General features: G+C 71.9%; 11 protein-coding genes and 1 pseudogene. 6 read left to right on the top strand and 6 right to left on the bottom strand.

Annotated elements, in window-relative coordinates:
• Positions 1-1,348: cation-translocating P-type ATPase (locus SSQG_RS01040; protein WP_003987784.1), on the top strand; the 1,348-nt coding region annotated here is incomplete at its 5' end.
• Positions 1,349-1,415: 67 nt separating this feature from the next.
• On the opposite strand, the gene SSQG_RS01035 is transcribed toward SSQG_RS01040, so the two are convergent.
• Positions 1,416-1,865, bottom strand: a complete 450-nt coding sequence (locus SSQG_RS01035; protein ID WP_003987783.1) for an SRPBCC family protein — start codon at positions 1,863-1,865, stop codon at positions 1,416-1,418.
• A 96-nt stretch (positions 1,866-1,961) separates the two neighbouring features.
• Here SSQG_RS01035 and SSQG_RS01030 point away from each other — a divergent pair, with 96 nt between their 5' ends.
• Entirely contained in the window at positions 1,962-2,414 is a 453-nt protein-coding gene (locus tag SSQG_RS01030) for a flavodoxin family protein (RefSeq protein ID WP_003987782.1), read from the top strand.
• A gap of 6 nt (positions 2,415-2,420) precedes the next feature.
• Here SSQG_RS01030 and SSQG_RS01025 read toward each other — a convergent pair whose 3' ends face one another.
• Positions 2,421-3,464 (bottom strand): YihY/virulence factor BrkB family protein, encoded by a 1,044-nt coding sequence (locus SSQG_RS01025; protein WP_052310215.1) that lies wholly within the window; start codon positions 3,462-3,464, stop codon positions 2,421-2,423.
• 554 nt (positions 3,465-4,018) lie between these two features.
• Here SSQG_RS01025 and SSQG_RS01020 point away from each other — a divergent pair.
• Both SSQG_RS01020 and SSQG_RS01015 read left to right on the top strand, forming a co-directional pair.
• Entirely contained in the window at positions 4,019-6,067 is a 2,049-nt protein-coding gene (locus SSQG_RS01020) for a DUF1996 domain-containing protein (protein WP_003987780.1), read from the top strand.
• A gap of 204 nt (positions 6,068-6,271) precedes the next feature.
• A complete protein-coding gene (locus SSQG_RS01015; protein WP_003987779.1) occupies positions 6,272-7,036 on the top strand; it encodes a sulfite exporter TauE/SafE family protein in 765 nt (254 codons plus the stop codon).
• A gap of 60 nt (positions 7,037-7,096) precedes the next feature.
• Here SSQG_RS01015 and SSQG_RS01010 read toward each other — a convergent pair whose 3' ends face one another.
• The 3 genes from SSQG_RS01010 to SSQG_RS01000 form a co-directional block, all read right to left on the bottom strand.
• Positions 7,097-9,334, bottom strand: coding sequence for an MMPL family transporter (locus SSQG_RS01010; RefSeq protein ID WP_003987778.1), 2,238 nt, complete (start codon positions 9,332-9,334; stop codon positions 7,097-7,099).
• Between the two features lie 59 nt (positions 9,335-9,393).
• Positions 9,394-10,359: a DMT family transporter gene (locus SSQG_RS01005; protein ID WP_003987777.1), complete on the bottom strand. Its 966-nt coding sequence runs from the start codon at positions 10,357-10,359 to the stop codon at positions 9,394-9,396.
• 119 nt (positions 10,360-10,478) lie between these two features.
• Positions 10,479-11,300, bottom strand: coding sequence for a chitosanase (locus SSQG_RS01000; RefSeq protein ID WP_039931722.1), 822 nt, complete (start codon positions 11,298-11,300; stop codon positions 10,479-10,481).
• Positions 11,301-11,539: 239 nt separating this feature from the next.
• Between SSQG_RS01000 and SSQG_RS00995 the strand changes: the two genes are divergently transcribed.
• Together SSQG_RS00995 and SSQG_RS00990 are read left to right on the top strand one after the other, a co-directional pair.
• Positions 11,540-11,722, top strand: a complete 183-nt coding sequence (locus SSQG_RS00995) for a hypothetical protein (RefSeq protein ID WP_003987775.1) — start codon at positions 11,540-11,542, stop codon at positions 11,720-11,722.
• 314 nt (positions 11,723-12,036) lie between these two features.
• Positions 12,037-14,158: pseudogene (locus tag SSQG_RS00990) on the top strand (SpoIIE family protein phosphatase).
• A 2-nt stretch (positions 14,159-14,160) separates the two neighbouring features.
• Here SSQG_RS00990 and SSQG_RS00985 read toward each other — a convergent pair.
• Positions 14,161-14,853, bottom strand: coding sequence for a GAF and ANTAR domain-containing protein (locus SSQG_RS00985; protein WP_039934592.1), 693 nt, complete (start codon positions 14,851-14,853; stop codon positions 14,161-14,163).
• Positions 14,854-14,909 lie beyond the last annotated feature (56 nt).

Genomic DNA, 14,909 nt, shown 5'->3' with positions numbered 1-14,909 from the left:
CCTCGTCGTCAAGGGCGCCCCCGAGACGATCCTGCCCGCCTGCCGGGACCTGCCCGGCCACACGACCGACACCGCCCACGAACTGGCCGGGCGAGGTCTGCGCGTCCTCGCCGTCGCCCGCCGCCCCTGCCGGGCCGGTGACGCCGAGGCCGAACTCGACGCGCCGCTCGCCGACCTGGAGTTCAGCGGGCTGATCGCGCTCGCCGACGTCCCCCGCGACACCTCGCAGGCACTGCTGGCGGAACTGCGCCGCTCCGGCATCCTGCCTGTGATGCTCACCGGCGATCACCCGGAGACCGCCCGCGCGATCGCCCTGCAACTGGGCTGGCCGGAGGAGACCGAAGTGGTCACCGGCGACGAACTGGTCGCCATGGAGCGCCGCGAACGGGTCCGGGTCCTGCGCGGCGCCGGCGTGGTGGCCCGGGTCGCACCCGAGCAGAAGCTGCACGTCGTGGAGGCCCTGCAGCAGGCCGGCCGGGTCGTGGCGATGGCCGGCGACGGCGCCAACGACGCCGCCGCCATCCGCGCCGCCGACGTCGGTGTCGGCATCGAGGCCCGCGGCTCCGCGGCGGCCCGCAACGCCGCCGACCTGGTGCTCACGACCGGCGACCTGTCCGTCCTCGTCGACGCGGTCGTCGAGGGCCGGGCCCTGTGGCGCAGCGTCGCCGACGCGGTGAGCATCCTCATCGGCGGCAACGCCGGCGAGGTCGGCTTCAGCGTCCTGGGCACCCTGCTGGCCGGCGCCTCGCCCCTGTCCACGCGTCAGCTGCTGCTGGTCAATCTGCTCACGGACATGTTCCCGGCGATGGCGGTGGCGGTCACCCCGAGCGACGACCCCTCGACGGCGGAACACGCCGCGAGCGGCCCGATGGGCCTCGACGCCCTCGGCGCACCCCTGCTGCGCTCGATCCGACGGCGCGGCATCACCACCTGCTTCGGCGCGGTCACGGCGTACCTCATCGGGCGCCTCACCCCCGGCACCGAACGCCGGTCCACGACCATGGCGCTGTGCGGCGTGGTCGGCGCGCAGCTCGCGCAGACGCTCTACGGCCGGCGTCACAGCCCGCTGGTCTGGGTCACCGCCCTCGGCTCCGCCGCCGTGCTCGCCGCCCTCGTCCAGACCCCGGGCGTCAGCCACTTCTTCGGCTGCACCCCGCTCGGGCCCGTGGCCTGGGCGGGCGTCGCCCTCGCCATCGCCCTCTCGGCGCTGGCCCCGCGCCTGGAACGCCTCCAGACCGTGCACCACTTCTACGACACCATGACCCGACTCGCCCTGCGGCTGGGCGACCTGTCCCAGCGGGCCCGGGAACCGTTCAGGAGCGGCATCGCCCGGCCGGTACCGGCGTGAGGGGCGAACAGGGAAGAAGGCGGCCGCCACCACGCGCACGTGGTGGCGGCCGCCTTCTTGCCCCGGCTCAGACCTCGCCGCGCCAGGCGCCCGTCTCCGACCCACGGGCCTCCATGAACCGCTTGAACCGCTGCAGATCACCGGAGACCTGCCGCTTGACGAACCCCAGCTTGTCGCCCACCGTCTCGGCCACGCCACTGGGGTCGAAGTCCATCTGGAGCATGACCTTGGTCGTGTCGTCCTGGATGCGGTGGAAGGTCACCACACCGGCCTGCTTGGACTCGCCGTTCACGGTCGTCCAGGCGACGCGCTCGTCGGGAACCTGCTCGGTGATCTCCGCGTCGAACTCGCGTTCCTGGCCGCCGATCTTCGTCACCCAGTGCGTCAGGGTGTCGGTGCGCTGCTCGATGCGCTCCACACCGTCCATGAACTCGGGGAACGTCTCGAACTGCGTCCACTGGTTGTACGCGGTGTGCACCGGGACGCGGACCTCGATGGATTCCTCTACCTGGGACAAGGCGGTTACCTCCCTTTCTCGTACGGAGAGCGACGGCCGGGTACCAGATCTCGCGCCGATCACTCCTGATCCTCACGACTTGTAGGCTCGGGCGACGTGGCCACCTTGCTGATCGTCCATCACACGCCGTCGCCCAACTGCCAGGCGCTGTTCGAAGCCGTCGTCTCCGGCGCGACGGACCCGGAGATCGAGGGCGTGCGGGTCGTCCGTGCACCGGCGCTGTCCGCCACCGCGTCCGACGTCCTCGCCGCCGACGGCTACCTCCTCGGCACCCCCGCGAACCTCGGCTACATGTCGGGCGCTCTCAAGCACTTCTTCGACCAGGTCTACTACCCCTGCCTGGACGCGACCCGCGGCCGGCCCTTCGGCTACTGGGTGCACGGCGGGAACGACGTCACCGGGGCGGTGCGGGGCATCGAGTCGATCACCAAGGGTCTCGACTGGCGCCGCACCGCCGAGGCCGTCACCGTGACGGGCGAGCCGGACAAGCAAGACGTCGAGAGGTGCTGGGAACTGGGTGCGACGGTCGCCGCCGGGCTCATGGGCTGAAGCGGGTCAGGTCTCTTCCACGCGGCGCCGGTCCTGTTCGTCCCAGGCCTGGGTATCGCGCGGCTGCGTGTACGGCTCGGCCTCCGGCGGATGACCACCGGCGATGGCCCGCTGCCGTACCGTCTCCGCGTCGAACTCCAGGCCCAGCAGGATCGCCAGGTTGGTGATCCACAGCCACACCAGGAAGACGATGACACCCGCCATCGTGCCGTAGGTCTTGTTGTACGAGGCGAAGTTCGCGACGTAGACGGCGAAACCGGCGGACGCCACCAGCCAGATCAGCAGGGCCAGCACACTCCCCGGCGTGATCCAGCGGAACCCCTTCACCTTGGCGTTCGGGGTCGCCCAGTACAGGATCGCGATCATGATCGTGACCAGCACGACCAGGACGGGCCATTTGGCGATCGACCACACCGTCAGCGCGGTGTCGCCGATCCCGAGAACCGATCCGGCCTGCCGGGCCAGCCCGCCCGTGAACACGACGATCAGCGCGCTGAACACGGCCAGCACCATCAGCACGACCGTCACACCCACCCGCACCGGCAGCAGCTTCCACACCGGCCGGCCCTCGGGGATGTCGTAGACGGCGTTGGCGGAGCGGATGAACGCCGCCACGTAGCCGGAGGCCGACCACACCGCGAGGACGAGACCGACGACGGCCATCAGGGAGCCGACACCGGCGTTGCCCTGCAACTGCTCGACGGCCCGGGTGATGATGTCGCGGGCCGAGCCGGGGGCGAACTGCTGGACGTTCTCGAGCACCTTGTCCGTGGTCGACCTGCCGGTGAGGCCCAGGATCGACACCAGCACCAGCAGCGCCGGGAACATCGCCAGCACTCCGTAGTACGTCAGCGCCGCCGCGCGGTCGGTCAGCTCGTCGTCCTTGAACTCCCGCAGGCTCCCCTTCAGCACCGCACCCCAGGACTTCCGGGGCAGCTCGCCCGGCGTGTCCGGCGCGGCCCGCTCCACCTCTGGGGCCGGCCCGGGGTCCTCCGGAGGGGCCTCGGGCTCGTGGTGTTCTTTTCGTCCCGGAACATGCAGCTTCACCATGTGAACCGGGTAACCCCGGGCGCTGCCCTTAAGCCGAGCCGTGGGTCCAGGTTGAGGCAGCGCTCCCATCCTGGGCACGATGCCGCCATGACCACTTCCCCGTCCATCCGTCCCTACCGCCACCAGGACCGTCCGGCCCTCGACGGCATCTGGGTTAGGAAGTGGCGCAATCGACCGGTTGCCGACCTGGGGCATCGGGTGCAGCCTGCGCCTTGCGGGAGCGCTCCCACGCGCTCCCGCACTCCTGGCAGCTTCGCACATGGACCAGACCTACTTCCTGTGCAGTGACGTGAGCTTCCGCTGACCTGCGGCTCCCCGCCGGGCTGTGGTCCGGCGGGGCTCGGGTCCTGTGTGCTTCCTGAGAGTTTCCGAAGAATCCTCGAAGGACTTGAACGCTCCGACGCTCCCGTACGTATGGGGTGAGGGGATTTTTGTGCCCCGCACGTCACAAGCGCAGGAGAGCACCCTTGGGACGCAACACGCGAAGACGCCCTACAGGCCCACGGCGCGCGACCTTCGCCGCAGTCGCGCTGATCCTGGGCGGAGGCGGTCTGATGGCGGCGAATGTCTACGCCTCGGCCACGGACGGCGGTTCGGGCACCGATCCCGCCCAGACGCGGTCCGGCACGAGCGTTCGGACCGCGGGCACCACGATCGACTGCCCTGACGTCGGCAGCCGCCTGACCTCGGTGCCCGAGCAGGCGCGGGCGGAGGTCGACAAGGAACTCGCCCTCCTCGACGAGCAGATCGCCAAGGCCTACCAGCGGCTGAGCGAGTCGGCGCAACAGGCGCAGCAGGACCCGGACTTCGCCGGCAACGCCATCATGAACCCGCTGAAGGACAAGCGGGCCGCGACCCTCGAGCGCATCGCGATCGCCATCGGCCGCGTGGGGGACCGCCCCGAAGGGCTCGACTCCCTCGCCGCCTGCGCCGTACGGGACTCCGGCAACCAGGCCCCCGCGCAGGGCGAGGGCCAAGGCGGAAACGGCGGCCAGCAGCCCGGCCAGGAACAGGGCGACGGCGGCCAGGACCAGCAGGGCGGTGGCCAGGGCCAGGGCAACAACGGAGGCCAGGCCGGCAACGGCCCCGTCGCGGCCGACTTCGCCCCCATCACCAGCGTTCAGCCGGGTGCCGGCAGCCCCCGGCAGGGGAAGCAGGCCTCCCGCGGCACCTTCACCACCGACTGCGGTGTGAATGAGAACGGCCTGTTCAACTCCGACAACATCATCGCCGCCCCGGGCGTCACCAACGGCGCCCACCACTTCCACGACTACGTCGGCAACCAGGCCAACAACGCCTTCGCCAGCGACCAGGACCTCACGAACGCCGGGACCAGCTGCGCCGACGAGGGCGACAAGTCCTCCTACTACTGGCCCGTCCTGCGCCTCCAGAACGGCAGCCGGGAGCAGGACGCCGAGAAGCCCGGCGGTGGCATCGAGGGCAACGCCGGCGAGATCGTCACGCCCGAGCAGGTCACACTGAACTTCGAGGGCAACCCGCGCGGCAAGGTCACAGCCATGCCGCGGCTGCTGCGCATCATCACCGGCGACGCCAAGTCGTTCGTCAACGGCCCGGCCAACGCCAACGCCTCCTGGAGCTGCACCGGCTTCGAGGACCGGCAGCTGAAGGACAAGTACCCGCTGTGCCCGCAGGGCAGCGACGTGGTGCGCACCTTCAGGTTCCAGAGCTGCTGGGACGGCCGCAACATCGACAGCGCCAACCACCGTACGCACATGGCCTTCGCGGACGCCGCCGGCAACTGCCCGTCCGGCTTCCGGCCCGTTCCGCAGCTGGTCCAGCGCATCGTCTACGACGTCGACGCGCCGAGCCTCGACGACGGCGGCCGTACGACACCGCTGTTCGCGGTGGACTCCTTCCCGGAGCAGCTGCACAAGCCGGTCACGGACCACGGCGACTTCATCAACGTCTTCGACGAGGGTCTGATGCGGGAGATGGTCGACTGCATCAACGACGGCCGGAAGTGCGGAGCCGGAGCGGGTGCCGAGCCGAGTGAGGAGCCCGGCTCCGGGGAGGAGCCGACGAAGGCTCCCGAGGCCCCGCAGGAGGAGCCGACGAAGGCTCCCGAGGCCCCGCAGGAGGAGCCGACGAAGACTCCCGAGGCCCCGCAGGAGCAGCACACGCGCACGCCGGACGCCCCCCAGGGCGGAAACGCCGGCGGAAAGCCCACCGACGCGGGCGACGGCGCCGAGGACGGAAAGGGCGGCGCCGAGGGCGGGAAGGGCGGCGCCTCCACGCCGCCGGCGGCGAACAAGCCGGCCCCCGAAGCGGACCAGGGCGGCAAGGCCCCCGGCACCGACGCACCCGAGATACGGGCGACGACCGCGGCCGGGACGGCGAACGCCGGCGCGCCGGGCGGATCGAAGGACGAAACGGGCGAGGACACGGACGGCCTCGGCCAGTCCCAGGCGGTCGGCACCGCGACCAGCTCCGCCCCGACCCCGTCGGTCCCGCCCCGGACCGAGCCCCAGGCGGTGGGCGGCGGTGGCCTCGCCGAGACCGGCGCCCAGCTCTGGCCGGCCGCGGCGGGCGCCGTGCTGGTCACCGCGGGCTTCGTGGTCCTGCGTCGCGTCAGGCGCGGCTGACAGGGCGTCACCAGCACACCAGGGAACGGCGGCAGGACCCCGACGGGTTGTGCCGCCGTTCCGGTGCGGCCGAGGCTCGGCCAGGCTTCACCACGTCGGACGCCGAGACCCTACGACGCCCGCCGAACCGTCCACCCTCTAGCGTGTCCCCATGAACATCACCATGCGCGCGACACGCGGCGCCGCCGCCGAGGCAGGGGCGGCATGACGCCGGGGGAGATGCTGGCCGTGTTCGGGGCCGGTGCGGGCGCGGGCGCCGTCAACGCCGTCGTCGGATCGGGAACACTGATCACCTTCCCCGTGCTGCTCGCCACCGGCCTGCCGCCGGTGACCGCCACGGTGTCCAACGGGCTCGGGCTGGTCCCGGGCTCCATCAGCGCGATCATCGGCTACCGCGAGGAACTGAAGGGGCAGGGCAGGCGCGTCCTGCTGCTCGGTACCGGTGCCGTCCTGGGCGGCCTCACGGGTGCCGTGCTGCTGCTGACCCTGCCCGCGTCGGCCTTCGAGCGGATCGTCCCCGCCCTGGTCGGCATCGCCCTCGTCCTGGTCGCCTGCCAGCCCCTGATCGCCGCAAGGGTGCGCCGCCGCCGCCGTGAGGGCGGATCCGCCCACCGCGACGGCGGCCCGCTGCTGTTCACCGGGCTGACCCTCGCCAGCGTCTACGGCGGCTACTTCTCCGCGGCGCAGGGCATCATCTACGTCTCCCTCATGGGCATGCTGCTCGATGAAACGCTCCAGCGGCTCAACGCCGTCAAGAACGTCCTGGCCGCCGTCGTGAACACCGTCGCCGCCGTGCTCTTCCTCTTCTTCGCCGACTTCGACTGGACGGCCGTTTTGCTCATCGCCGCCGGTTCCGCGCTCGGCGGTCTCGTCGGAGCCAGGACGGGCCGCCGCTTCAGCCCCGCTGTCCTGCGGACCCTGATCGTGTCGGTCGGCACGCTCGCCCTGGTCCACCTGGTGCTGCACTGACACCCACGTGGCACGCACCGGACGCCGCTCCTCGACGGGCAAACGGTGCCTGCCGCTGCACTAGGCCCGGCCGCCCTCGGCGTCGATGTGGGGCAGCACCCGGTCCAGCCACCGCGGCGTCCACCAGGCGTGCGGCCCCAGCAGCGTCATCACGGCCGGCACCATGAGCAGCCGCACGACGGTGGCGTCGATGAGCACGCTGACGGCCAGCCCCAGCCCGAGCATCTTGACCACGATGTTGTCGCTGATGAGGAACGCCGCGAACACGCTCACCATGATCAGCGCGGCACAGGTGATGACTCGGGCCGTGATCTCCAGGGCGTGCGCGACGGACCCCTTGGCGTCCCCGGTGCGGAGCCAGGCCTCATGGACGCGCGACAGGAGAAAGATCTCGTAGTCCATGCTGAGCCCGAAGACGATGGCGAACATCATCATCGGCACGTAGCTCTCGATGGGCACCTTGCCGTGGACGCCGAGTGCGGGACCGCCCCAGCCCCACTGGAAGACCGCGACGACCACCCCGTACGAGGCGGCGATCGACAGCACGTTGAGGACGGCCGCCTTGACGGCGACGAGCAGCCCCCGGAACACCGCCAGGATGATCAGGAACGCCAGGCCCACCACGACCGCGATGATCACGGGCAGCTGGGCGGCGACGATGTTCCGGAAGTCGACCTGTGTCGCCGTCGTACCGGTGACGTACCCCTTGGCGTCCGTGCCCTGGACGGCGTCCGGCAGCGTGTCGTCGACGAGACGGTTGGTCAGGTCCGTGGTCGCGGAGTTCTGCGGGGACTTGGTCGAGTAGACCGTGCCGATCAGGACGTCGCCGTCCTGCGTGGGCGTCAGGGGCGTGACGGCGGCGGCGCCTTCGACCTTGTCGAGTGTCTGCTGGGCCTTCGACGCCAGAGCGGAGCGCTGCGACTGCGGTACGTCCGTCTGGTCGACGACGATCGTGAGCGGGCCGTTCGAGCCCGGCCCGAAGGCGTCGCTCATCAGGTCGTACGCCCGCCGGTCGGTGAAGGAGGTCGGGTCGGCGCCGTCACCGATGTGGCCGAGCTGGATGGAGAACAACGGGATCGCGAGGATCACGACGACGGCGACACCCCCGGACAGGAACCACAGGGGCCTGTGCTCCACCCGCTGTGCGTAGCGGTGCCAGGTGCCCTGCGACGTCCCATCCGCCTCGGCGTCGCTCTCGGCGATGGGGCGGCGCACGTGGTAGCGGTCGATGTGCCGGCCGATGAGGCCGAGGAGGGCCGGCACCAGGGTGAGCGCGCCGGCGACGGCCGAGACGACGGTGACGGCGGCGGCGAGACCGAGCAGGGAGATGAAGGAGACGCCGGACGCGGACAGGCCCGCCAGCGCGATGATCACCGTGCATCCGGAGACGAGGACGGCGTGGCCGCTGGTGCTCGCGGCCTGACCCGCGGCCCGCACCGGGTCCATGCCGTCGATGAGGTTCTGCCGATGCCGGGTGAGCATGAACAGCGCGTAGTCGATCCCGACGCCGAGGCCGATCATCGTGGCCAGGGTCGGTGAGACGGTCGCGAAGGTGAAGGCCGCCGCCAGCAGCCCGAGGATGGCGAGACCGCCGACGACGCTGATCAGCGCGCTCAGCAGCGGGACGACGGCGGCGATCACGCTGCCGAACCCGACCAGCAGCACGACGATGGCCACGCCGAAACCGATCAGCTCGCTCACCCGATCGTCGGCGGCCGGCCGGGCCAGCTCGCCGAGCGGGCCGCCGTACTCGACCTCCGCGCCGGCCGACCGCAGCGGCTGCACGGCGGTGTCGACCCCGTTGAGGTAGTCGCCGCCGAGCGTCGACGGCTGCACGTTGAAACGGACGGTGATGTAGGCCGTCTTCTTGTCGTCCGACAGCGGCCCCACGTTCTGCTGCGACTGACCACTCGGCGAGCTCGGGGCGGTGAGGGGGTTCTGGGCGGACAGGACGTGCGGGAGCTTCTCCAGGTCGGCGACCGTGGTGGACATCTGGGAGCTCAGCGCGGTCAGGGGCTGCTGGTCGTCGTGCATCACGATCTGGCTGCTGTAGCCGCCGGCCTGCGGATCGTGCTCCTTCAGCACGTCCAGGCCCTTCTGGGCCTGCGCCTGGGGCAGGCTGAAGTTGTCCGAGTACGCCCCTCCGAACTCACGGCTGACGACCTGCAGAGCCACCAGTGCCACGAGCCAGGCGAGGATGACGACCACGAAGTGGTGAGCGCACCACTCGCCCAGCCGCCGCAGCACACCCGCACGCGCGGTGTTCTCGGTCCCTCCACCGGTGCGGGTGTGCGGCATGGACGTGGCCTCCCGTGTCGGCCGAGACGTTCGATGCCGTCCATTAGATGCGCGCGGGATCACTCCGGCATATCGGACGCGGCGTAGCCACGCCTCTGCGGGCGGCCGTTCCCCCGAAAGGAGGCCGCCGGCGGTGTGGCCCGTCCGCTTTCCGCCCGTGTCAGTGCACCCGACCCCAGGGCGACGCCGAGACACACCAGCGCACTGCCGGCCGCCTGGGCGAGGCCGTAGGAGCCGGTGCCGACGAGCGGGGCGGTGCACGCCGCCGCGACCGGGATGAGGCCGGAGAACAGCGTGGCGCGTTCGGCGCCGATCCGCTGCATGCCCATGTACCAGCACACGAAGCCGACCACGGTGACCACCACCGCCTGCCACAGCAACGCGGCGGCCTCGACGCCGTCCGGTCGCCGCAGCCATCCGGTGCCGTCGGAGGCCACCGCGACCACCGCCGACTCCAGCGCGGCGACCGCGCACACCGTGGCGGACAGCAACCGGGGCCCGAGGGGGAGCAGGACGGGCACGGCGAGCACGGCGAACCCGACCTCCCCCGCCAGGGCACACACGGAGAAGGCGATGCCGGCGCCGTTCGTACGCCCCCAGCCCTGGACGGTGAAGGCGCCGACGGCCACGAGCAACGCCCCGTACAGAACGGCCTGCCCGGGTCTGCTCCCGTCCAGGAGGGGCACGAGCACGGCGACGACCACCGGCGCACAGCCCACGAACACACCGGGAACAGCGGGTTCCGCCGTGCGCTCCGCCGCGATGACGGCCAGATTGAAACCCACCATGCCGACCGCCGCGAGCAGGGCGAGCCGGACCCACTGACGGGGCGCCAGCGCCCTCAGGCGGCCGGCCGCGCCCTTCCCGGCCCACGGGACCAGCAGGAGACAGGCCAGCCCGTAGCGCAGGAACTGGCCGCCCGCGTACGGGTAGTCGGCCAGGACGCTGTTGGCCGTGAAGGACCCTCCGACGAGGACACACGCGAACGCGGCGAGCAGGGCTCCCCGTGCGGTGGTGGCGTTCATGTCGGCGACGTTAGGCGGCGCCGCGGTCCGGCCGGAGGTCCACTTCCGTGCCGTCTTGGCGGACCAATCGGCTCGCCGGAGCAGGACGAGGTGCTCCTGCTCCGACGAGCTGGCGGCGGTCAGCCGATGTGGTAGCTGTCGCCGTAGACCTTCCAGTCCAGTGGCGGGTCGAGGTCGAGGTTCCGCTTGCGCAGGAAGACCCGCTGGGCCGTGTCGACCCGGCTCGTGTCGTCGTGCTCGGGCTCCTGTTTCATGGCCCACACCCGCGCGTCCAGGAAGGCGCCGAGGTAGGTCACCTCGTCACCGCCCTGCGCCGGCGGCTTCGCGGTGCGCAGGGCACGCTTGCGGATGTTGCGGAAGCTCAGCGGGTCGCTGCCGTCGCCGTGCATCACGATGGCGTCGTAGTACGCGAACTGGCCGAGCGCCCGCAGCCCGTCGGCCTTCCCTTGACGCACCGCCGGATCGAAGTACACCCGGTCGCGCTCGTCGTCCTGCGCGCGCCGGAACACGTCGTCCCGCGCCGCCCTGCGCCAGTCTCCGGGGAAGCCGGGGTCGAGCCCGTCGTGCGAGTCGGAACCGTCGACCTCGCGCAGCGCCGGCAGGTACTTCGCGAGGACGTTGCCGGGCTTGCGGTCGGTGTAGAGCTCGACGAGGTCGAGCATGTCGCCCGTGCCGGAGCAGAACCCGATGATGCCGGCGGTGTAGCCCCGGCCGTCACCGATGTCCTCGATGTACGGGTACTGCGCCTTCCAGTCGAGCGAGGAGTTCTCCGCGCTCGACACGAGCCGCATGGCGATCTCCTTCTTCGCCGGGTCGTCGAGCCCGACGGCCCTGACGGACGCCGCGGCGTGCGGCGGCTTCAGCAACGGGGTGGCCACGAGGGCGGCGCCGAACAGCGCCAGGACGGTGCGGCGCGCCGCCGGGGTCGCGGGGTGTCTCACGGTGCCTCCAAACAGGGTGGGGGGTTGGAAGAGCGGGCCGTGCGGAACTGATAGGAAGGTTTACTATCACTGGAGCGTCGGGAAGGAAACAGCTGAGCACGAAGTTCGTGGGGTGGAACGGCGCGGTCGGCGTCCACGGCTGAGCGACGTCACGGGAACCATGAACGCGCCTCACGCGTCAACTCATTGCCCAGGGAGGCCGATCGGCCGGAGAAAGCCGGCCGGAGAGGGGAATCGCCGTGGACGACGCGACATCGCAGCAGGGGAGCGAGGCGGAGGCCGCCGTGCGCCGGGCCCGTTTCGGGGCACTGCCGGAGCCGGTGCGTGTGGAGGACATGGTGGAGGAACAGCCGGCCGGCGTGCCCGACCCGGCGCGCACCGCGTACAACCAGGACGAATGGCTGGTGCGCTACTGCTTGTGAGGTGAGCTTCGCGGGGGCCCGTGGCGAGCCGCCGCTATGACCCGCTCCTCGCTCCCCGGCCGCGCAGCCACCGCACGACCGGATGGCCGGAGAGCAGCTGCCGGAGCCCGGGGAGGTCGCCGCGTCGGATCGCCGCGGTGACGGCGACGGCCAGGGGATCGCGCGCTGTCAGAGTCCGCAAGGCCGGCCCCCCGATCGCCGCTCAGGCCTTCGATTCTGCCGGCAGGTCGCGCCGGCCCCGCCACACACGCGTACCGACGACATGCCCTCGCGCCCCGCTGGGCGTAGCGTCCGGGTAAGAGCGGGAGGCCAGCATGTCCGGAGGCAACGAGCCGCCCAGGGGCGCCGGGTCGCTGGACGACGCCCTGGGGGTGGCCCTGGCCGACACCGTGCGCGGTTCCGGCGCCTCCATCGGCGGCCTGTACCTGATCGAGGAGACGGAGCCCGTGCTGCGCCTGGTGGCGCTGTGCGGTCTGCCGGTGGCTTTCAGTGCCCCGTGGCAGCGCCTGCCGCTCACCGCGCCCGTCCCGGTCACCGATGCCATCCACGACGACACACTCGTGTCCATCGGCAGCCAGGACGAGATGGCTCGCCGCTACCCGCGGGCCGCCGCCGTCCTGCCCTACCCGTTCGCCCTGGCCGCGGTCCCGCTGACCGGTGTGCGGCGCCGCTGGGGCGGCATCGTGCTGATGTGGCCCGCGGCGCGTCCACACGAGGTCACACCCCGCGAACGTGGCCATCTCGTCTCCAGCGCCCGCCGTATGGCACGCCTGCTGGACGACGCCACCCGGCCGCCCACCCTGCCCGACCAGCCACGCGTCGTCCCCGTCGAGGCCGCGCACCACCCCGTGCAGACCGGCCTGGCCGCCGCCGACTACCTCGAACGCCTTCCCGAAGGCGCCCTGGCCCTGGACCTGGAGGGCCGCATCACCTTCGTGACCGCCACCGCGGCCCGCCTCCTGGGATGCCATGCCGACCGGTTGCTCGGCACGCGGCCCTGGCAGTCCCTGTCCTGGCTGGACGACCCCGTCTACGAGGACCACTACCGCACGGCGGTCCTCAGCCGGGCGCCCGTGTCCTTCACCGCGCTCCGCCCGCCGGACCACTGGCTGACCTTCCAGCTCCACCCCGACACGAGCGGCATCAGCGTCCGAGTCGTCCCGACCGCGGAACAGACCGAGGGCCCGCCACCGCCCGCCCCCGCACGTGCCGCGGCGGCGCCGACGGGGCGCCTCTACCAACTGGTGCACCTGGCCGCCGCCCTCACCGAAACGGTGACCGTGCACGACCTCGTGGCACTGCTCGCCCACCAGATCCTGCCCGCCTTCCGCGCCCAGGGCGTGGTGCTCTCCGCGGCCGACGCCGGCCGTCTGAAGATCACCGGATACCACGGCTACCCGGACGACGTCATGGAAACGACTGGACGCCCTGTCCCTGGACACCGACCTCACCCCCGCCGGCCAGGTCCTGGCCAGCGGCACCCCCGCCTTCTTCGCCGACCCGGCAGAGCTGGCCGGCACCTACCCAAGGGCGCCTCGGATCAGCGGCAAACAGGCCTGGGCGTTCCTCCCGCTGACCATCTCGGGCCGGCCCGTCGGCTGCTGCATCCTGTCCTACGACCACCCGCACACCTTCACCGCCGACGAACGCGCCGTCCTGACCTCACTGTCCGGCCTGATCGCCCAGGCCCTCGACCGCGCCCGGCTCTACGACGCCCAGCACCGTCTCGTCCGCGAACTCCAGCGCGCCCTGCTGCCCCGGGCCCTGCCCCGGCTCCCCGGCCTCCAGGTCGCCGCCCGCTATCTGCCCGCAGGCCACGGGCTCGAGGTCGGCGGCGACTTCTTCGACCTCCTGCGCCTGGGCCGCACGACCGCGGCCGCCGTCATCGGCGACGTGGAGGGACACAGCATCGCCGCCGCGGCACTGATGGGCCAGGTCCGCACCGCCATCCACGCCCACGCCACCGCGGGCGCCGCACCCGACCAGGTTCTCGCCCGCACCAACCGGCTGCTGGGCGACCTCGACTCGGAACTGCTCGTCTCCTGCCTCTACGTCCATCTCGACCTGGCCCGCCGGGAGGCTGCCTTCGCCAGCGCCGGACACGTGCCTCCGCTGCTGCGCCCCGCCGGCCGCCCCGCCGGCGTCCTCGACGTCGAGCCCGGCCCGCTGCTGGGCATCGACACCGCTGTCCACTACCCCGTCACCAGCGCGCCCCTGCTCCCCGGCGCCACCCTCGCCCTGTACACCGACGGGCTGGTCGAGCTCCCCGGTACCGACGCCACCCGGACCACGTCCGACCTCGCCGGGCACCTGGACGCCGGCGACGGCCAGGACCTGGAACGGCTCATCAACAGGCTCGTCCGGCACACGGCGCCCACCGGACGGCACACCGACGACATCGCCGTGCTCCTCCTGCGCGCCGACGGCACCGCGTGACGTCAGGCCTGTTCGGGGTGGTCGGCGCGGACGTGCCGGGCCACGTCGCGCAGCTTGATGTTGTGGTGCTGGGAGATGCGCCGCAGCACGTCGAAGGCCTCGTCCTCGCTCAGCCGGTGACGTTCCATGAGGATCCCCATGGCCTCGCCGACGGCGTGCCGGGTCTCCAGGGCGTGCTCCAGCTGGTCGACGGTGCGGGCGGTGGCCAGCGCGACGGCGGCATGGGAGGCGAGCAGCCAGCCCGCCGCCTCGATGTCCTTGCCGAAGGCCCCGGGACGGCGCGAGTAGAGGTTCAGCGCGCCGAAGTCCTCCTCGGCGGTGTACAGCAGTACGCCGGTCATGCTGCCGATCCCGAGGTCGCGGGCCGCCCGGGAGAACCGCGGCCAGGACGGCTGCGGCTCGGTCATGTCGGCGATGCGGAACAGCCGCTCACCGTCCACCCGGCGCGCGGCGTCGAAGCACGGTCCCTCGCCCAGCTCGCCCTGCAATCGGTCGGACTCCTCGACCATGTCGCCGCACACGGACAGTGTCACGGCACGGCCCTTGGACACCGTCAGGACCCCCGCCGCGTCACAGCCCTCGACCAGCTTCACCGCCGAGGCCGCGATCTCGTCCAGCGTCGCCTGCACGGAATCCTGGGCCAGCAGGTCCCGGGCGAGCAGCGCCATCTGCTCGGCGTACCGCTGCCAGTCCAACGTCACCACCGCCTCGCTCGCCCGTCCCGCCCACGGTACCCCGCCATCCACGCCCC

It is taken from the genome of Streptomyces viridochromogenes DSM 40736 (assembly GCF_000158955.1).
Classification (GTDB): domain Bacteria; phylum Actinomycetota; class Actinomycetes; order Streptomycetales; family Streptomycetaceae; genus Streptomyces; species Streptomyces venetus.
This window is presented reverse-complemented; position numbering and strand designations above follow the sequence as displayed.